This window comes from Streptomyces viridosporus (genome assembly GCF_002078235.1).
GTDB lineage: Bacteria > Actinomycetota > Actinomycetes > Streptomycetales > Streptomycetaceae > Streptomyces > Streptomyces viridosporus.
Genome location: NZ_MSGP01000518.1, coordinates 1 through 18,159, shown reverse-complemented (window position 1 = coordinate 18,159; position 18,159 = coordinate 1). Strand labels below are relative to the sequence as shown.

The window sequence follows — 18,159 nt, the reverse complement described above, 5'->3', positions numbered from 1 at the left end:
CGCCTCGTCGAGTCCGGCCCCGCCGCCGAGCCGGGCGAGGGCCTCGTAGGCGCGCAGGGCGCTGGTCTTGCCGCTGCCGCTGGGGCCGGACTCGACGAGGCGTTCCCCGACCCGGGCGCCTGCGTGCCGGAGCGGGCCCGGGCCGACGCCCAGCACCGCCGCGGCTTCCGTATCGGCTGCACCGCCGACGGCCCCGAGGGTCCCGTCCGGCTCGAGATCGCCGTCCAGGCCGAACCCGAGCTGCGGATCGTGGGGGAGCGGCTCACGGCGGACGGGCAGGTCCTGCTGGAGACCGCGCTGCGCGATCCCCGGCGCCGCACGGTGCAGGCCGCCTGGCACACGGCCGGGACGACCCCGGTGACCCGCGCCCCCCTGCCGGACGACCGCCTCGGCACCGCGCTGCTCCCGCTGCGCGTCGCCGGCACGACGCCCGGACAGCGCAAGGTGCTCGCCGCCGCCGAGCAGATGGTGGTCGCCCTGCGCTCCGTCTTCCCCTGCGACCCCCGCCCCGACCGGATGCGCGCCCCGGTGCCGGCCGGCACCGGCCGGCTGCTCGGCGGCTGCGACAACCTCGCCGAGGTGCTGTGGCGCACCCGCGTGGAGTGCGGACGCCGGCACGCGCTCCTCGTGGCCGCGGTGCGCGCCGGATGCGCCGGACCGGTCGCCGACCTGCTCGCCGAGCCGTACGGCGCGGGACGGGTCCGCGCCCTGCTCGCCCGGGGCGACGGCACCCGTACCGACCTGCGGCTGCTGGGCGACGGCGAGCTGCGCTACACCGCCCTCGCGCTGGTGCTGCTCACCGGACCCGGCGTACTGGAGGTCGACGCGCCCGGCGAGGTCCCCGCCGCGCTGCAGACCCTCACGGTGCTCGCCGACGGCCTCGACCGGGCACTGGACCCGCTCCAGCGCGCGGAACTGCTGCGGCTGGCGGCGCGGATGTGCGAGCGCGGGCACATCCGGCTGGTCGGCGCGGTGAGCGACGCCTCCTGGGCCGCCAAGGAGGACGGGGTGACGGTGGTACACCTGGACCGTGACTGATCCGGACGACGACACCGCCCCGGGCCCGCCCGCCGACGGGGACCCGCGCGAGCCCCTCGACGTGGCGGGACTCCAGCGCCGCCTCGCCGAGTTCGCCGCCGCGCGGAACTGGCAGCCGTACCACACCCCGAAGAACCTCGTCGCCGCGCTCAGCGTGGAGGCGTCCGAACTGGTCGAGATCTTCCAGTGGCTGACGCCCGAGGAGTCCGCCCGCGTCATGGACGACCCCGGCACCGCGCACCGCGTCACCGACGAGGTCGCCGACGTCCTCGCCTATCTCCTCCAGCTGTGCGAGGTCCTCGGCATCGACCCGCTGGCCGCCCTGGCCGCCAAGATCGACCGCAACGAGCACAGGTTCCCCCGCTGACGGCGCCCCTCCGAAGGCGTCCCGCGAGCCTCGGAGGAGGGAACTCTCATGTCACTCTCCGTAGTCGATGGAGCGGTCGAATGGGCACGAGTGTCCACAGATTTCGGTCTTCCTCTGGCTTTTTGTCTCACGCTCCCTCACTCTGGGTAGTGAACAAGGGAGTTCGGGCGGAAGAAGGCGGGGCGGCGCATGGACGCTGTGCGGCTCATCGTGACGAGCAGGCGGGCCCTGGCCGCGGGCGGCGGGCCGGACCTGCTGACCGAGGTGTGGCAGGCGCAGGCCCTCGCGCAGGCGATAGGCAGCCGCCTCGCGGTCGCCGGCCCACCGGAACTGCGCGGCGAGGCACTGGGGCTGACGGAGCTGGCGGGCCGCGGCTGCGGTGTGCTGGGCACCCCCGATCTCGGCCCGGGGGAACTGCGCGCGGCCCAGCTCACCGAACTGGGCGAGGCCCGCCAGTCCCTGATGTACCTCGGAGGTCTGCTCGGCGAGGTCGGCATCGCCCTGGTCGGCCTCGCCTGCTCCGCGGACGACGAGGCCATGTACTGGCAGTGCATGGAGGCCATCGACGCGGCGGACGAGTCCCGGGACCGCGTCCTGGAGATGCTCCGCAAACTGGCCGACCGCGACCAGGCCCTGGCGGAGCGGGAGGCCGGCTGACCGCGCCCCCGGCACCGGCCGCGGACCGCGGGGCACGCCGGGGGCCGGACGGAGCCGGGGCACCCCGGCGTGCAGGATGGACGTATGGATCTCCGTATCTTCACCGAGCCCCAGCAGGGGGCCACCTACGACACCCTCCTCACCGTCGCCAAGGCCACCGAGGACCTCGGCTTCGACGCCTTCTTCCGCTCCGACCACTACCTCAAGATGGGCTCCGTGGACGGTCTGCCCGGCCCCACCGACGCCTGGATCACCCTCGCCGGCCTCGCCCGCGAGACCGAGCGCATCCGGCTCGGCACGCTGATGACCGCCGGTACCTTCCGCCTGCCCGGAGTGCTCGCCATCCAGGTCGCGCAGGTCGACCAGATGTCCGGCGGCCGCGTCGAACTGGGCCTGGGCGCGGGCTGGTTCGAGGAGGAGCACAAGGCGTACGGCATCCCCTTCCCGAAGGAGAAGTTCGGCCGCCTCGAAGAGCAGCTGGAGATCGTCACCGGCCTGTGGGCCACCGAGGTCGGCGAGACCTTCGACTTCCACGGCACGTACTACGACCTCACGCACTCCCCGGCGCTGCCCAAGCCGGCCCAGCGCAAGGTGCCGGTGCTCATCGGCGGCCACGGCGCGACCCGCACCCCGCGGCTGGCCGCACGGTTCGCCGACGAGTTCAACATCCCCTTCGCCTCGCTCGAGGACAGCGAGCGCCAGTTCGGCCGGGTCCGCGCCGCGGCCCAGGAGGCCGGCCGGGACCCGGACGACCTCGTCTACTCCAACGCCCTCGTCGTCTGCGTCGGCAAGGACGACCAGGAGGTCGCCCGCCGCGCGGCCGCCATCGGCCGCGAGGTCGACGAGCTCAAGGCGAACGGCCTGGCGGGCTCCCCGGCCGAGGTCGTCGACAAGATCGGCCGCTACGCCGGGATCGGCTCCGGCCGGATCTACCTCCAGCTCCTCGACCTGGACGACCTCGACCACCTGGAGCTGATCTCCTCCCAGGTCCAGGCCCAGCTGTCGTAACACGCGCACGGCCGCGACGACGCCGTGCGCGCGGGCTGCCGCCGGACCGGGCGCGAGCGGCTCCCTCCCGGCCTTCTGGGGAAGGGGAGGCCGGGAGAAGGAGTTTTCGTCGGGCCCGGTCGGCGGTCACACGGTCGTCCGCGGCCGTCGGGCCGATCCCGCGCTCACCGCGGAGCCGCAGACCAGGACCGCGGACAGCGCGATCAAGTCGGTCAGGACGTCCTGGATCTGTGCGACGGGGACGCAGACGACCACGATGACGACGAGGACGGCAGCCCAGTGTCGCGGTCGGGGGATGGGAAGTGGGTTCGCCGGGATCACGCTCATGGCAGTACCTCCTGGGTGCCCGCTCACCGATCGCCGCTCCTGCCGGAAGTCCGGGCGGCGACCGATGTGCTTGTGCGTCGGGCCACTGTGAAGTGGGTCTGCCCTCAGGAAGTGGCGAAGTAACGGTGCGTAAGAGTGACATGACACATGGTATTAGCGCGCGGAGGGCGCACCACGTCACGACGTCCGCGAGGTGAACGGCGAGGCCCGCCCGGCGGCCCGGGATCCCTGAAGGCGGTACGAGGAGCCGTCCGGCTCCGCTGCGTCTCCGGGACCCGGGACCTCGGCCGGCCGCCCCTCGCAGAGCCCTGCGGGACCCCTGCCGACAGGGCCGGGGCCCTCCAGCGGCCCGGGGATAATCCAGTACCGCCCCGGCCCGTCGGCACCCATACTCGGACAGGTGTTCCTGACGATCTCGACCACGGGTGACGAGCAGTACCCGGCCACTGACCTGGGTTTCCTCCTCCACAAGCACCCCGACAACCCGTTCTCGGCCACGCTGTCCCACGGCACGGCGCACGTCCTCTACCCCGAGGCGGACGCCGAGCGCTGCACGGCGGCGCTGCTGCTGGAGGTGGACGCGGTGGCACTGGTCCGGCGCGGCAAGGGCAAGGGCCGCGGCGGCGCACCCGACGCGGCGCTCGCGCAGTACGTCAACGACCGCCCGTACGCGGCCTCCTCCCTCCTCGCCGTGGCGCTGAGCGGCGTCTTCTCCAGCGCGATGCGCGGTGTGTGCCATGCCCGTCCGGAACTGCCCGCACGGCCGCGCCCGCTGCGCATCGAGGTGCCCGCGCTGCCCGCCCGCGGCGGCCCCGCACTGGTGGGCCGGCTCTTCGAGCCGCTCGGCTGGACGGTCACCGCCGAGCCCGTGGCGCTGGACACGGAGTTCCCCGAGTGGGGCGACTCGCGGTACGTGCACCTGGTCCTGGAGGCGGACACGCTCACCCTCGCCGAGGCCCTGCGCCACCTCTACGTGCTGCTCCCCGTCCTCGACGACGCCAAGCACTACTGGGTCTCCTCCGACGAGGTGGACAAGCTGCTGCGCGCCGGCGAGGGCTGGCTGCCCGCGCACCCGGAGCAGCAGCTGATCACCAGCCGCTACCTGTCCCGCCGCTGGTCGCTGACCCGGCAGGCCAGGGAACGGCTGGAGCTGCTCCGGCTGGCCGAGGCGGACGACACCGACGTCGAGGAGATCGACAACGCCGTCGAGGCGGAGACCGAGGAGGGCGCCGAGGAGAAGCCGGCCCCGCTCGCCGTGCGGCGGCGGGAGGCGATCGTCGCCGCGCTGCGCGCCTCGGGCGCCGCCCGGGTGCTCGACCTCGGCTGCGGCCAGGGCCAGTTGGTGCAGGAACTGCTCCGGGACCCGTCCTTCACCGAGATCGTCGGCGTCGACGTGTCGATGCGGGCGCTCACCATCGCCTCCCGGCGGCTCAAGCTGGACCGCATGGGGGAGCGGCAGGCGGCGCGCGTGAAGCTCCTCCAGGGCTCGCTCACGTACACCGACCGCCGGCTCAAGGGCTACGACGCCGCCGTGCTCAGCGAGGTGATCGAACACCTCGACCTCCCCCGGCTGCCCGCCCTGGAGTACGCGGTGTTCGGCGCGGCCCGCCCCCGGACGGTCCTCGTCACCACCCCCAACGTCGAGTACAACGTGCGCTGGGAGAGCCTCCCGGCCGGCCACGCCCGGCACGGCGACCACCGCTTCGAGTGGACCCGCGGGGAGTTCCGCGCCTGGGCGGGGAAGGTGGCCGAACGCCACGACTACACCGTGGAGTTCACACCCGTCGGACCCGACGACCCCGAGGTCGGGCCGCCCACCCAGATGGCCGTGTTCACCACCGGGACCGCGCAGGAGGCGCAGGCCGCATGACCACCACCGAGACCCCGCACACCGGGAACCCGCAGCCGCGGGGCCGGGTCCTGCCCGTCACCGACCTGTCCCTCGTGGTGCTCGTCGGCGCCTCCGGCTCGGGCAAGTCCACCTTCGCACGCCGCCACTTCAAGCCCACCGAGGTGCTCTCCTCCGACTTCTGCCGCGGCCTGGTCGCCGACGACGAGAACGACCAGAGCGCCTCCCGCGACGCCTTCGACGTCCTGCACCACATCGCCGGCAAGCGCCTGGCCGCCGGCCGCCGCACCGTCGTCGACGCCACCAGCGTCCAGCAGGACGCCCGGCGCCAGTTGATCGACCTGGCCAGGCAGCACGACGTGCTGCCCATCGCCATCGTGCTCGACGTGCCCGAGGAGGTGTGCGCCGAGCGCAACGCCACCCGCACCGACCGCGCCGACCTGCCCCGCCGGGTCATCCGGCGCCACATCCGCGAACTCCGCCGCTCCCTGCGCCACCTGGAGCGCGAGGGCTTCCGCAAGGTGCACGTCCTGCGCGGTGTGGAGGAGGTCGAGCACGCCACCGTCGTCACCGAGAAGCGGTTCAACGACCTCACCCACCTCACCGGGCCGTTCGACGTCATCGGCGACGTCCACGGCTGCTCCGCCGAACTGGAGGCACTGCTCGGCAAGCTGGGCTACGTCGACGGCGTGCACCCCGAGGGCCGCACCGCCGTCTTCGTCGGCGACCTCGTCGACCGCGGCCCGGACAGCCCCGGCGTGCTGCGCCGCGTGATGGCCATGGTGAAGTCGGGCGACGCGCTGTGCGTGCCCGGCAACCACGAGAACAAGTTCGGCCGTCACCTCAAGGGCCGCAACGTGCGGCACACCCACGGACTCGCCGAGACCATCGCCCAGATGGAGGGGGAGAGCGAGGAGTTCCGCGCCGAGGTGCGGGAGTTCATCGACGGCCTGGTCAGCCACTACGTCCTCGACGGCGGCAGGCTGGTGGTCTGCCACGCCGGCCTGCCGGAGAAGTACCACGGCCGCACCTCCGGCCGGGTCCGCAGCCACGCCCTGTACGGCGACACCACCGGCGAGACCGACGAGTTCGGCCTGCCGGTGCGCTACCCCTGGGCCGAGGACTACCGCGGCCGGGCGGCCGTCGTCTACGGCCACACCCCGGTCCCGGAGGCGACCTGGCTGAACAACACCATCTGCCTGGACACCGGCGCCGTCTTCGGCGGCAGGCTCACCGCGCTGCGCTGGCCGGAGCGGGAACTGGTCGACGTACCGGCCGAGCGGGTCTGGTACGAGCCGGCCCGCCCCTTGCGCACCGAGGCCCCCGGCGGCCACGAGGGGCGCCCGCTGGACCTCGCCGACGTGCACGGCCGCCGGGTGGTGGAGACCCGGTACGCGGGCCGGGTGTCCGTCCGCGAGGAGAACGCGGCGGCGGCCCTGGAGGTCATGAGCCGCTTCGCGATCGACCCGCGTCTGCTGCCGTACCTCCCGCCGACCATGGCGCCCACCGCCACCTCGCGCCTCGACGGCTTCCTGGAGCACCCGGCCGAGGCCTTCGCCCAGTACCGGGAGGACGGCGTCGCGCGGGTCGTGTGCGAGGAGAAGCACATGGGCTCCCGCGCGGTCGCCCTGGTCTGCCGGGACGCCGGCACGGCGCTCCGCCGCTTCGGGGCGGAGGGCGCCACCGGGTCCCTGTACACCCGTACCGGCCGCCCGTTCTTCGACGACGCCGCCGTCACGGAGGAGATCCTCGGCCGGCTGCGCACGGCGGTCACCGGGGCCGGCCTGTGGGACGAGCTGGAGACGGACTGGCTGCTGCTGGACGCCGAGCTGATGCCGTGGTCGCTGAAGGCGTCCGGGCTGCTGCGCTCGCAGTACGCCGCCGTGGGCGCCGCCTCCGGCGCGGCCTTCCCGGCCGCCCTGGCCGCTCTGGAGGGCGCGGCGGCCCGGGGCACGGAGGTGGGGGAGCTGCTGGAGCGCCAGCGCGAACGGGCCGGCGCCGCCGCCGCGTTCACCCGGGCGTACCGCCGCTACTGCTGGACCACCGACGGCCTGGACGGCGTGCGCCTGGCGCCGTTCCAGATCCTCGCCGTCCAGGGCCGCAGCCTCGCCGCCCTGCCCCACGACGAGCAGCTCGCCCTGCTCGACCGCCTGGTCGAGCACGACGCCACCGGACTGCTGCGGACCACCCGCCGCCTCCACGTCGACACGGCCGACCCCGAGTCGGTGCGGGCCGGCGTCGACTGGTGGCTGGAGCTGACCGGACGCGGCGGCGAGGGCATGGTCGTCAAGCCGGTCGGCGCGCTGGTCCGGGACGCGGAGGGCCGCCTGGTGCAGCCCGGCATCAAGTGCCGGGGCCGCGAGTACCTGCGGATCATCTACGGACCCGAGTACACCCGCCCGGAGAACCTGGCCCGGCTGCGCGCCCGGTTCCTGAACCACAAGCGGTCGCTCGCGATCCGCGAGTACGCGCTCGGCCTGGAGGCCCTGGACCGGCTGGCCGGGGGCGAGCCGCTGTGGCGGGTGCACGAGGCGGTCTTCGGCGTCCTGGCGCTGGAGTCGGAGCCGGTGGACCCGCGCCTGTAGCGCACGGTCCGGGCCGGGCGGCCGCCGCACGGGCCGCCCGGCCCGCACGGGCCCCCGGGGCCGCCCCGGGGGACACGGGCCGGTCCCCGGCCCGGCCGCGGAGGGATGAACCCGCACCCGGACGGTCAGGATGGAAGCATGACCTACCACGTCGACTCCGAGGCCGGACGGCTGCGCCGCGTCATCCTGCACCGGCCCGATCTCGAGCTCAAAAGGCTCACCCCCAGCAACAAGGACGCCCTGCTCTTCGACGACGTGCTCTGGGTGCGCCGGGCGCGCGCCGAGCACGACGGGTTCGCCGACGTCCTGCGCGAGCGGGGAGTCGCCGTCCACCTCTTCGGCGACCTCCTCGCCGAGACGCTGGACGTCCCGGCGGCGCGTGCGCTCGTCCTGGACCGCGTCTTCGACGAGAAGGAGTACGGTCCGCTGGCCACCGACCACCTGCGGGCCGTGTTCGAGACGCTTCCCGCGCGCGAGCTGGCGCAGGCGCTGGTCGGCGGGATGACCAAGCGGGAGTTCCTGGACGCCCACCCGGAGCCGGTCTCGGTGCGCTTCCACGTCATGGAGCTCGACGACTTCCTGCTCGATCCGCTGCCCAACCACCTCTTCACCCGCGACAGCTCCGCCTGGATCTACGACGGCGTCGCCATCAACGCGATGCGCTGGCCCGCCCGGCAGCGCGAGACGGTGCACTTCGAGGCGATCTACCGGCACCACCCGCTGTTCCGCGCGGAGTCCTTCCACGTCTGGTCCAAGGGGCAGGCCGACTACCCGTCCACCATCGAGGGCGGTGACCTGCTGGTCATCGGCAACGGCGCGGTGCTGATCGGCATGAGCGAGCGGACCACGCCGCAGGCCGTGGAGATGCTCGCGCACAAACTCTTCGCGGCCGGCTCCGCCGAGACCATCGTCGCGCTCGACATGCCGAAGCGGCGCGCCCTCATGCACCTCGACACCGTGATGACGATGGTCGACGGCGACACCTTCACCCAGTACGCCGGGCTCGGCATGCTCCGCTCGTACACCATCGAGCCGGGCGTGGAGGAGAAGGAGCTGAAGGTCACCGACCATCCGCCGGAGCACATGCACCGGGCGATCGCCGCCGCGCTGGGGCTCAGCGAGATCCGGGTGCTGACCGCCACCCAGGACGTCCACGCGGCCGAGCGCGAGCAGTGGGACGACGGCTGCAACGTCCTGGCCGTCGAACCGGGCGTCGTCGTCGCCTACGAGCGGAACGCCACCACCAACACGCACCTGCGCAAGCAGGGCATCGAGGTGATAGAGATCCCGGGCAGTGAGCTGGGACGGGGCAGGGGAGGGCCGCGCTGCATGAGCTGTCCGGTCCAGCGGGATCCCGTCTAGACCGGTGGACCGCGGGATCGTCGGACCGCGGGATCGTCGGACTGCCGGACTGCCGGACTGCCGGGCTGTCGGACTGCCGGACCGCCCGGGACCCGTCCGGTTCCGATCGCGACACCCGGTCGCATACAAATTCTGCTACTCGTATAGAATTCCAGTCGTCCCTGTTCCTGCACCCCTGGAGCGCCCCATGGCGACAGTTCCGACCGCCCTCGCCGGCCGCCACTTCCTCAAGGAGCTGGACTTCACCGAGGAGGAGTTCCGCGGCCTGCTCGAGCTGGCCGCGGAGCTGAAGGCCGCCAAGAAGGCCGGGACCGAGATCCGGTACCTGCGGGGGAAGAACATCGCGCTGATCTTCGAGAAGCCCTCGACGCGCACCCGCTGCGCCTTCGAGGTCGCCGCCGCCGACCAGGGCGCCTCGACGACGTACATCGACCCGAGCGGCTCGCACATCGGGAAGAAGGAGTCCGCCAAGGACACCGCGCGGGTGCTCGGCCGGATGTTCGACGCGATCGAGTTCCGGGGCGACGCCCAGGCCACCGTCGAGACCCTCGCCGAGCACGCCGGGGTGCCCGTCTACAACGGCCTGACCGACGCCTGGCACCCCACGCAGATGCTCGCCGACGTGCTCACCATGACCGAGCACAGCGCCAAGCCGCTCGAGGAGATCTCCTTCGCCTACCTCGGCGACGCCCGCTTCAACATGGGCAACTCCTACCTCGTCACCGCGGCCCTGCTGGGCATGGACGTCCGCATCGTCGCCCCGAAGGCCTACTGGCCCGCCGAGGAGGTCGTCGACCGGGCCCGGGAGCTCGCCGCGTCCAGCGGGGCCCGCCTCACGCTCACCGAGGAGGTCGCCGAGGGCGTCGCGGGCGCCGACTTCGTCGCCACGGACGTCTGGGTCTCCATGGGCGAGCCCCAGGAGGTCTGGGACGAGCGGATCGCCGCCCTCGCGCCGTACGCGGTGACCATGGACGTCCTGCGCGCCACCGGCAACCCGGACGTCAGGTTCCTGCACTGCCTGCCCGCCTTCCACGACCTGGGCACGAAGGTCGGCCGCGAGGTGTACGAGACCCACGGCCTGTCGTCGCTGGAGGTGACGGACGAGGTGTTCGAGTCGGCGCACTCGGTGGTCTTCGACGAGGCGGAGAACCGCCTGCACACGATCAAGGCGGTCCTGGTGGCGACCCTGGCCTGAGCCCCGGCCCCGCCGCGGAGGGGTCCGGTCAGGCGGGGCGCCGCTGGCTCGGGATCGCCGGCAGCCGGAACCACACCGCCTTGCCGGACGCGGTGGGGCGGTGGCCGCACGACGCGCTCAGGGCGCGGATCAGCAGCAGTCCGCGCCCGTGCTCCTGCCAGGGGTCCGGCGCGCCGAGGTCCGGGCGGGTGAGATCGCCGGGCGGCGCCGGGTCGGCGTCGTGCACCTCCACCTGGCAGCCGGTCGGCAGCAGCTCCACCACCAGCTCGATCGGGCCCCTCCCCGAGGTGTGCTCCACGGCATTGGCCACCAGCTCCGCGGTCAGCAGCTCCGCCGTGTCGCTGTCGGCGGCGTGCTCCCGCTCGGCCAGCGCCGTGCGGACCAGCGCACGGGCCACCGGCACCGCCGCGGTGGTGTGCGGCAGCGCTACGCGCCAGGAAGCGGAGGTTCGGGGGAGTTCGTACACAGCGGGTCCGTTCGGGGAGCAGGCTGTCCTGCTTTCAAGCGGCAATGGTACGGCGCGCCCGGCGGGGCCCGACGCGGGGGCGCCGAACCGGTGGACCGCGCGGCTTATCGCGCATTCATGACGGTGGTCACCAATAAAAGACAGCTTCTCCGGGTAGGGCTCAGTGAGCAGTGCCGTGCCCGCCCGAGGAGGCCGCCCCATGAGTCCCTTCACCGGCTCCGCCGCCCGCACCACCCGCTGGGAGCATCTGCGCGTCGACCTCGCCGACGGCGTCGCCACCGTCACCCTCGCCCGCCCCGACCGGCTCAACGCGCTCACCTTCGGCGCCTACGCCGACCTGCGCGACCTGCTCGCCGAGCTGTCCCGGGAACGGGCCGTGCGGGCCCTGGTGCTGGCCGGCGAGGGACGCGGCTTCTGCTCCGGCGGCGACGTCGAGGAGATCATCGGCGCGACCCTCTCCCTGGACACCGCCCAGCTGCTCGACTTCAACCGGATGACCGGGCAGGTCGTCCGGGCGGTACGGGAATGCCCGTTCCCGGTGGTCGCCGCGGTGCACGGGGTGGCGGCCGGCGCCGGTGCGGTCCTCGCCCTGGCCGCGGACTTCCGGGTGGCCGACCCCAGCGCCCGCTTCGCCTTCCTCTTCACCCGGGTCGGCCTGTCCGGCGGCGACATGGGCGCCGCCTACCTGCTGCCCCGGGTGGTCGGCCTCGGGCACGCGACCCGGCTGCTCATGCTGGGCGAGCCGGTGCGGGCGCCCGAGGCCGAACGGATCGGCCTGATCAGCACGCTCGCCGAGGAGGGCGGCGCCGACGAGGCCGCCCGGGCCCTCGCCCGCCGCCTGGCCGACGGTCCGGCGCTGGCGTACGCCCAGACCAAGGCACTGCTCACGGCCGAGCTGGACATGCCGCTGGCCGCCGCCGTCGAACTGGACGCCGCCACCCAGGCCCTGCTGATGAACGGCGAGGACTACGCCGAGTTCCACGCGGCCTTCACCGAGAAGCGCCCCCCGAAGTGGCGGGGGCGGTAGCCGTGCGGGTCGCCGTCATCGGAGGCGGGCCCGGCGGGCTGTACGCCGCCGCGCTGCTCAAGCGCCTCGACCCCGCCCGCGAGATCACCGTCTGGGAGCGCAACGCCCCCGACGACACCTTCGGCTTCGGCGTCGTCCTGTCCGACGAGACGCTCGGCGGCATCGAGCACGCCGACCCGGTGGTCCACGCGGCCCTCCAGCGGGACTTCGTGCGCTGGGACGCCATCGACATCGTGCACCGGGGCGTGCGCCACACCTCCGGCGGACACGGCTTCGCCGCCCTCGGCCGGCGCCGGCTGCTGCGGATCCTGCACGAGCGCTGCCGCTCCCTCGGGGTGGAGCTGCGCTTCCGGGCCGAGGCGCCGGACGCGGAGCGGCTGGCGCGGACGCACGACCTGGTGATCGCCGCCGACGGGGTGCACAGCACCACCCGCGAGACCTTCGCGGACGTGTTCCGGCCCCGGATCACCGGGCACCGCTGCCGCTACGTCTGGCTGGCCGCCGACTTCGCCTTCGACGCCTTCCGCTTCGAGATCGCCGAGACCGAGCACGGCGTGATGCAGCTGCACGGCTACCCCTACGCCCGCCCGTCGCCCGGCCACCACCCCCCGACGAGGCCCTCCGGGCCGCAGGACCAGGGCGCCTCCACCGTGATCGTCGAGATGCGCGAGGAGGTCTGGCGCGCCGCCGGGTTCGACGCGGCGGACGAGGGCGAGACGGTCGAACGCTGCGCCAAGATCTTCGCCGAGGCGCTCGGCGGGCGCCCGCTGAGGTCCAACAACTCCGCCTGGACCACCTTCCGCACGGTGGTCAACGCCCGCTGGTCGCACGGCAACGTCGTCCTCCTCGGCGACGCCGCCCACACCGCCCACTTCTCCATCGGCTCCGGCACCAAGCTCGCCGTCGAGGACGCCCTGGCGCTGGCCGCGGCCCTGCGCGAACAGCCCTCGGTGCGGGACGCGCTGACCGCGTACGAGGTGGAACGGCGGCCCGTCGTCGAGTCCACCCAGCGCGCGGCCCGGGCCAGCCTGGAGTGGTTCGAGGACCTGGACCTGTACCTCGGCCAGCCGCCCCGCCGGTTCGCCTTCAACCTGCTCACCCGCAGCCGCCGCGTCACCCACGGCAACCTGCGGCTGCGCGACGCGCGCTTCGTCGGGGCCGTGGAGCGCGAGTTCGGCTGCCCGCCCGGCACGCCCCCGATGTTCACCCCCTTCCGGCTGCGCGGCCTGACGCTGCGCAACCGGGTCGTCGTCTCCCCCATGGACATGTACTCCGCGGCGGACGGCGTCCCCGGCGACTTCCACCTGGTCCACCTGGGCGCCCGGGCCCTGGGCGGGGCGGGGCTGGTGATGACCGAGATGGTCTGCGTCAGCCCGGAGGGGCGCATCACCCCCGGCTGCGCCGGCCTCTGGACCGGCCGCCAGGCCGAGGCGTGGCGGCGGATCACCGACTTCGTGCACACGCGGGCCCCCGGCACCGCGATCGGCGTGCAGCTCGGCCACAGCGGGCGCAAGGGCTCGACCAAGCTCATGTGGGAGGGCATGGACGAGCCGCTCGACGACGGCAACTGGCCCCTCGTCGCGGCCTCCCCCCTCCCGTACAAGCCCGGCAGCCAGCTCCCCCGCGAGCTGTCCCGCGCCCAACTCACCGACCTGAGGGAACAGTTCGTCTCCGCCGCCGTGCGGGCCGCGCGCGCCGGCTTCGACCTGCTCGAACTGCACTGCGCCCACGGCTACCTGCTCTCCGGTTTCCTCTCCCCGCTGACCAACCGCCGCACGGACGCCTACGGCGGCTCGCCGGAGAAGCGGCTCCGCTTCCCGCTGGAGGTCTTCGACGCGGTGCGCGCGGTGTGGCCCGAGGAACGGCCCATGACCGTCCGCCTCTCCGCCACCGACTGGGCCGACGGCGGCACCACGGCCGAGGACGCGGTGCACCTCGCCCGCGCCTTCGCCGCGCACGGCGCCGACGCGATCGACGTCTCGACCGGACAGGTCGTGGCCGACGAGCAGCCGGAGTTCGGGCGCTCGTACCAGACCCCGTTCGCCGACCGCATCCGCCACCGGGCGGGTGTCCCGGTGATCGCGGTCGGCGCCATCTCCTCCTGGGACGACGTCAACTCCCTGATCCTGGCCGGGCGCGCGGACCTGTGCGCGCTGGCCCGCCCCCACCTGTACGACCCGCACTGGACGCTCCACGCGGCGGCCGAGCAGGGCTACACCGGGCCCGGTGCCGACTGGCCCGCCCCGTACCGGGCCGGGAGCCGGCCCCCGCGGACCGGCCGCACGGACGCGCCCAGGCCCCGGCTGTCGCTCGGGAGCTGACGGTCTCGCCCTCGCCGCCGGTCACAGACCCGCGAACACGGCCCCCGCGTCCCGCAGACGGTCGTGCAGGCCCCGGAACACGGCGGTGGAGCGGGTGCCGGGCCAGTCGGCGGGGAGCAGGGCGGCGGGCAGGCCGGGGTCGGCGTAGGGGAGGTGGCGCCAGGAGTCCAGGGCGAGGAGGTAGTCCCGGTAGGCCTCCTCGGGCGGGGTGTCCGCACGCCGCTCCCAGGCGCGCAGCACCCGCGCGTGGCGGTCCAGGAACGCCTCGTGCTGCTCGGCGATCCGGTCCAGGTCCCACCAGCGGGCGACCGCCTCGGCGGTGGGCGCGAAGCCGAGGTGCTTGCCGCGGAAGAAGTCGACGTAGGCGTCGAGGCGCAGGCGCTCCAGGGTGTGCCGCGTCTCCTCGTACAGCCGCGCGGGGGCGAGCCAGACGCCGGGCGCCGCCGTTCCGAAGCCGAGGCCGGACAGCCGGGAGCGCAGGACGTGCCGCTTCTGGCGCTCGGACTCCGGCACGGAGAACACGGCGAGCACCCAGCCCTCGTCACCGGGCGGTGCGTCGGCGTAGATGCGCCGGTCGCCGTCGTCCAGCAACTGGCGGGCGTCCGGGGAGAGTTCGTACCCGGCCGCGCCCTGCGCGGTGCGGGCCGGGAGGAGCAGCCCGCGCCGCTTGAGCCGGGACACCGAGGAACGGACGGAGGGGGCGTCCACGCCGACCGCGGCCAGCAGCCGGATCAGCTCGGCGACGGGCACCGGGCCCGGCGCGAAGCGGCCGTACGCGCCGTAGAGCGTGACGATGAGAGACCTCGGGGCGTGCTGGTCTTGCTGGTCGGACACGTTGATCATCTTAAGTGGTGCCGATCGGTTCCGTTCTCCGGCATCACACCTGGTCATCTCCGGTGCCGGCCGGGGTGCGCAGCCGGAACCGCTGGAGCTTGCCGGTGGCCGTGCGCGGCAGCGCGGCCAGGAACACGATCTCGCGGGGGCACTTGTACGGCGCGAGTTCGGACTTCACGAAGGCGCGCAGGCGCTCGGCGTCCCGCCGCGCGCCCTCCCTGAGGACCGCGTACGCCACCACCACCTGGCCGCGTGCCTCGTCCGGCCGCCCGACCACCGCCGCCTCCACGACGTCCGGGTGGCGCAGCAGGGCCTCCTCCACCTCCGGGCCGGCGATGTTGTACCCGGCCGAGACGATCATGTCGTCGGCGCGGGCGACGTACCGGAAGTAGCCGTCGGGATCGCGGACGTAGGTGTCACCGGTGATGTTCCAGCCGCCGCGCACGTACTCCCGCTGCCGCGGGTCGGCGAGGTAGCGGCAGCCGATCGGCCCGCGCACCGCCAGCAGCCCCGGCTCCCCGTCCGGCACGGGACGGCCCTCGGCGTCCTGCACGCGCGCCTGCCATCCGGGCACCGGGACTCCCGTCGTACCGGGCCGGATCCGCTCGTCGGCGGCGGAGAGGAAGATGTGCAGCAGCTCGGTGGCGCCGATGCCGTTGATGATGCGCAGCCCGGTGCGCTCGTGCCAGGCCCGCCAGGTGGCGGCCGGCAGGTTCTCGCCCGCCGAGACGCAGCGGCGCAGCGAGGCGATGTCGTGCCCGTCCAGCTCGCCGAGCATGGCGCGGTAGGCCGTGGGCGCGGTGAACAGCACCGAGACCCGGTGCTCGGCGATCGCGGCCAGCAACTGCCGGGGACGGGCCTGTTCGAGCAGCAGCGCGCTCGCCCCGGCCCGCAACGGGAACACCACGAGCCCGCCGAGGCCGAAGGTGAAACCGAGCGGAGGGCTGCCGGCGAACACGTCGTCGGCGGTCGGCCGCAGGACGTGCCGGGAGAAGGTGTCCGCGATCGCGAGCACGTCCCGGTGGTAGTGCATGCACCCCTTGGGCCGCCCGGTGGTGCCGGAGGTGAAGGCGATCAGCGCGATGTCGTCGGACGCCGTGTCCACGGCCGCGTAGGGCGTGCCGGGCGCCGGGCGGTTCAGCAGGTCCTCGGGGGAGTCGCCGCCGTACACGGTGATCGCCAGGCCCGGGACCTCGGCCTTGGCGAGATCGTCCACGGCCCGGACGTCGCACAGGGCGTGGCGGACCCGGGCGATCTCGCAGACGGTGCTCAGCTCGTGCGGGCGCTGCTGGGCCAGCACGGTGACGGCGATCGCGCCCGCCTTCAGCACCGCCAGCCAGCAGGCCGCCAGCCACGGCGTGGTGGGGCCGCGCAGCAGCACCCGGTTGCCGGGGACCACCCCGAGGTCGTCGGTGAGGACGTGCGCCAGCCGGTCCACCCGGGCGCGCAGCTCGTCGTAGGTCCAGTCGGCGCCGTCGGGGGTGCGGAAGACGGGGCGGTCGCCGGGCGGGCCGTGCAGCAGTTCGGTGGCGCAGTTCAGCCGCTCGGGGTAGGCCAGCTCCGGCAGGTCGAAGCGGAGCTCGGGCCGCTGTCCGGGTGGCGGGAGACGGTCGCGGGCGAAGGTGTCGACGTGCGCGGTGGCCCGTGGGTTCATGTCGGTGCGCCCCCTCGGAGTGGTGGGCTCGCACCAGGAGCGTATCGCGTTGGTGACGGCAGTCAACGGTACGCGATAGCCTCGGAAGGGGGCGGCGGCGAGGGAAGGAACCGGCGATGACCGCATTCTCGCTCGAACCGGAACACATCACCTGGTGCGCCGAGCTGCGCGCCCTGACCGCCGAACGCCTGCGCCCGCTCGCCGAGAAGGGGGAACCCGGCCGTGTCAACCGCCCGCTCGTCGCCGAGCTCGGCACCCTCGGCCTGCTGCCCCGGCTGTTCACCTCCGGCGCCCTCGACCTGTGCCTGATGCGGGAGTCGCTGGCCCGTGTCTGCACCGAGGCGGAGACCGCCCTCGCCCTCCAGGGCCTGGGCGCCCACCCGGTGCACGCCCACGGCACCGCCGCCCAGCGCGCCCGCTGGCTCCCCCGGGTGGGTGACGGCAGCGCGGTCGCGGCGTTCGCGCTCAGCGAGCCGGGAGCCGGCTCGGACGCGGCGGCGCTGTCGCTCGCCGCTCACCCGGACGGCCCCGGCCGCTGGCGGCTCACCGGCGAGAAGTGCTGGATCTCCAACGCCCCCGAGGCCGACCTCTACACCGTCTTCGCCCGCACCACCCCCGGCGCGGGCGCCCGCGGCGTCACCGCCTTCCTGGTCCCCGCCGACCGCCCCGGCCTCACCGGCCGCGCCCTCGACATGCTCTCCCCGCACCCCATCGGGAGCCTCACCCTCGACGCCGTGCCGGTGACCGCCGACGACCTCCTCGGCGAGGTGGACGGCGGCTTCCGCGTCGCCATGGGCACCCTCAACCTGTTCCGTCCCAGCGTCGGCGCCTTCGCGGTCGGCATGGCGCAGGCGGCCCTGGACGCGGCCCTGGACCACACCGCCCGGCGGGACGCGTTCGGCGGCAGGCTGAAGGACCTCCAGTCCGTCGCCCACCAGGTCGCCGAGATGGCCCTGCGCACGGAGTCGGCCCGGCTGATGGTGTACGCGGCGGCCACGGCGTACGACGCGGGCGCGCCGGACGTCCCGCGGCGCGCCGCCATGGCGAAGCTGCTCGCCACCGAGACCGCGCAGTACGTCGTCGACCGGGCCGTCCAGCTCCACGGCGCCCGGGCCCTGCAACGCGGGCACCTGCTCGAACACCTCTACCGCGAGGTCCGCGCGCCCCGGATCTACGAGGGGGCGAGCGAGGTCCAGCGGGGCATCGTCGCCAAGGAGCTGTACAAGAGTCTGGAGGACCGGTGAGCACCGAGCGCGTCAACCCGCCCGACCTCTCCCCGCCGGCCGGCTTCTCGCACGCCGTGGTCGCCACCGGCACCCGGATGGTGTTCCTGGCCGGCCAGACCGCCCTCGACGGCGACGGCAAGGTGGTCGGCGACACCCTGCCCGAGCAGTTCTCGCGGGCCCTGGCCAACCTCCTCACCGCCCTGCGCGCGGCCGGCGGCACCCCCGCCGACCTGGCCCGCGTCA

At 74.1% G+C, this 18,159-nt stretch carries 16 protein-coding genes; 12 read left to right on the top strand and 4 right to left on the bottom strand.

Annotated features, from left to right (window positions below; all coding sequences use genetic code 11):
• The 4 genes from B7L92_RS31095 to B7L92_RS31080 all read left to right on the top strand — a co-directional run.
• The coding region (locus B7L92_RS31095; RefSeq protein WP_255311220.1) for an ATP-binding protein at positions 1-1,038 on the top strand (1,038 nt) is incomplete at its 5' end.
• Positions 1,031-1,405, top strand: a complete 375-nt coding sequence (locus tag B7L92_RS31090; protein WP_081240668.1) for a nucleotide pyrophosphohydrolase — start codon at positions 1,031-1,033, stop codon at positions 1,403-1,405. The genes B7L92_RS31095 and B7L92_RS31090, both read left to right, overlap by 8 nt.
• A gap of 189 nt (positions 1,406-1,594) precedes the next feature.
• The gene (locus B7L92_RS31085) at positions 1,595-2,062 is read left to right on the top strand and encodes a DUF6099 family protein (protein WP_081240667.1); all 468 of its coding nucleotides are present in this window, start codon (positions 1,595-1,597) and stop codon (positions 2,060-2,062) included.
• A gap of 84 nt (positions 2,063-2,146) precedes the next feature.
• Positions 2,147-3,070 (top strand): LLM class F420-dependent oxidoreductase, encoded by a 924-nt coding sequence (locus B7L92_RS31080; RefSeq protein WP_081240666.1) that lies wholly within the window; start codon positions 2,147-2,149, stop codon positions 3,068-3,070.
• A gap of 126 nt (positions 3,071-3,196) precedes the next feature.
• On the opposite strand, the gene B7L92_RS31075 is transcribed toward B7L92_RS31080, so the two are convergent.
• Positions 3,197-3,397 carry a hypothetical protein gene (locus B7L92_RS31075; RefSeq protein WP_081240665.1) on the bottom strand — a complete coding sequence of 67 codons (201 nt, stop codon included), beginning with the start codon at positions 3,395-3,397 and terminating at the stop codon, positions 3,197-3,199.
• Between the two features lie 400 nt (positions 3,398-3,797).
• Between B7L92_RS31075 and B7L92_RS31070 the strand changes: the two genes are divergently transcribed.
• From B7L92_RS31070 to argF, 4 genes are all read left to right on the top strand, one after another.
• Positions 3,798-5,267: a 3' terminal RNA ribose 2'-O-methyltransferase Hen1 gene (locus B7L92_RS31070; protein WP_081240664.1), complete on the top strand. Its 1,470-nt coding sequence runs from the start codon at positions 3,798-3,800 to the stop codon at positions 5,265-5,267.
• A complete protein-coding gene (locus B7L92_RS31065) occupies positions 5,264-7,831 on the top strand; it encodes a polynucleotide kinase-phosphatase (RefSeq protein ID WP_081240663.1) in 2,568 nt (855 codons plus the stop codon). Before B7L92_RS31070 ends, B7L92_RS31065 begins: the two co-directional genes overlap by 4 nt.
• A 138-nt stretch (positions 7,832-7,969) precedes the next feature.
• On the top strand, positions 7,970-9,193 hold the full coding sequence (locus B7L92_RS31060; protein ID WP_081240662.1) for an arginine deiminase: 1,224 nt from the start codon (positions 7,970-7,972) through the stop codon (positions 9,191-9,193).
• Positions 9,194-9,380: 187 nt separating this feature from the next.
• A complete protein-coding gene (argF, locus tag B7L92_RS31055; protein ID WP_081240661.1) occupies positions 9,381-10,388 on the top strand; it encodes an ornithine carbamoyltransferase in 1,008 nt (335 codons plus the stop codon).
• A gap of 28 nt (positions 10,389-10,416) precedes the next feature.
• On the opposite strand, the gene B7L92_RS31050 is transcribed toward argF, so the two are convergent.
• Entirely contained in the window at positions 10,417-10,854 is a 438-nt protein-coding gene (locus B7L92_RS31050; protein WP_081240660.1) for an ATP-binding protein, read from the bottom strand.
• A 199-nt stretch (positions 10,855-11,053) separates the two neighbouring features.
• On the opposite strand from B7L92_RS31050, the gene B7L92_RS31045 reads away from it, so the two are divergent.
• Together B7L92_RS31045 and B7L92_RS31040 are read left to right on the top strand one after the other, a co-directional pair.
• On the top strand, positions 11,054-11,881 hold the full coding sequence (locus B7L92_RS31045; protein ID WP_081240659.1) for an enoyl-CoA hydratase family protein: 828 nt from the start codon (positions 11,054-11,056) through the stop codon (positions 11,879-11,881).
• Positions 11,866-14,202 carry a bifunctional salicylyl-CoA 5-hydroxylase/oxidoreductase gene (locus B7L92_RS31040; protein ID WP_255311219.1) on the top strand — a complete coding sequence of 779 codons (2,337 nt, stop codon included), beginning with the start codon at positions 11,866-11,868 and terminating at the stop codon, positions 14,200-14,202. Before B7L92_RS31045 ends, B7L92_RS31040 begins: the two co-directional genes overlap by 16 nt.
• 21 nt (positions 14,203-14,223) lie before the next feature.
• Here B7L92_RS31040 and B7L92_RS31035 read toward each other — a convergent pair whose 3' ends face one another.
• The gene (locus B7L92_RS31035) at positions 14,224-15,045 is read right to left on the bottom strand and encodes a PaaX family transcriptional regulator (protein WP_081240658.1); all 822 of its coding nucleotides are present in this window, start codon (positions 15,043-15,045) and stop codon (positions 14,224-14,226) included.
• A 34-nt stretch (positions 15,046-15,079) separates the two neighbouring features.
• Complete coding sequence (locus B7L92_RS31030) at positions 15,080-16,690, bottom strand: AMP-binding protein (RefSeq protein ID WP_081240657.1); 1,611 nt, start codon at positions 16,688-16,690, stop codon at positions 15,080-15,082.
• A gap of 116 nt (positions 16,691-16,806) precedes the next feature.
• On the opposite strand from B7L92_RS31030, the gene B7L92_RS31025 reads away from it, so the two are divergent.
• On the top strand, positions 16,807-17,934 hold the full coding sequence (locus B7L92_RS31025; RefSeq protein ID WP_081240656.1) for an acyl-CoA dehydrogenase family protein: 1,128 nt from the start codon (positions 16,807-16,809) through the stop codon (positions 17,932-17,934).
• Positions 17,931-18,159: RidA family protein (locus B7L92_RS31020; RefSeq protein WP_143626404.1), on the top strand; the 229-nt coding region annotated here is incomplete at its 3' end. The genes B7L92_RS31025 and B7L92_RS31020, both read left to right, overlap by 4 nt.

What these genes read in the sequence shown, in the direction of transcription:
- B7L92_RS31030 (WP_081240657.1), bottom strand. Translation starts at nt 16,690, where the DNA reads ATGAACCCACGGGCCACCGCGCACGTCGACACCTTCGCCCGCGACCGT.
- B7L92_RS31080 (WP_081240666.1), top strand. Translation starts at nt 2,147, where the DNA reads ATGGATCTCCGTATCTTCACCGAGCCCCAGCAGGGGGCCACCTACGAC.
- B7L92_RS31025 (WP_081240656.1), top strand. Translation starts at nt 16,807, where the DNA reads ATGACCGCATTCTCGCTCGAACCGGAACACATCACCTGGTGCGCCGAG.
- B7L92_RS31060 (WP_081240662.1), top strand. Translation starts at nt 7,970, where the DNA reads ATGACCTACCACGTCGACTCCGAGGCCGGACGGCTGCGCCGCGTCATC.
- B7L92_RS31075 (WP_081240665.1), bottom strand. Translation starts at nt 3,397, where the DNA reads ATGAGCGTGATCCCGGCGAACCCACTTCCCATCCCCCGACCGCGACAC.
- B7L92_RS31065 (WP_081240663.1), top strand. Translation starts at nt 5,264, where the DNA reads ATGACCACCACCGAGACCCCGCACACCGGGAACCCGCAGCCGCGGGGC.
- B7L92_RS31045 (WP_081240659.1), top strand. Translation starts at nt 11,054, where the DNA reads ATGAGTCCCTTCACCGGCTCCGCCGCCCGCACCACCCGCTGGGAGCAT.
- B7L92_RS31085 (WP_081240667.1), top strand. Translation starts at nt 1,595, where the DNA reads ATGGACGCTGTGCGGCTCATCGTGACGAGCAGGCGGGCCCTGGCCGCG.
- B7L92_RS31035 (WP_081240658.1), bottom strand. Translation starts at nt 15,045, where the DNA reads ATGATCAACGTGTCCGACCAGCAAGACCAGCACGCCCCGAGGTCTCTC.
- argF (WP_081240661.1), top strand. Translation starts at nt 9,381, where the DNA reads ATGGCGACAGTTCCGACCGCCCTCGCCGGCCGCCACTTCCTCAAGGAG.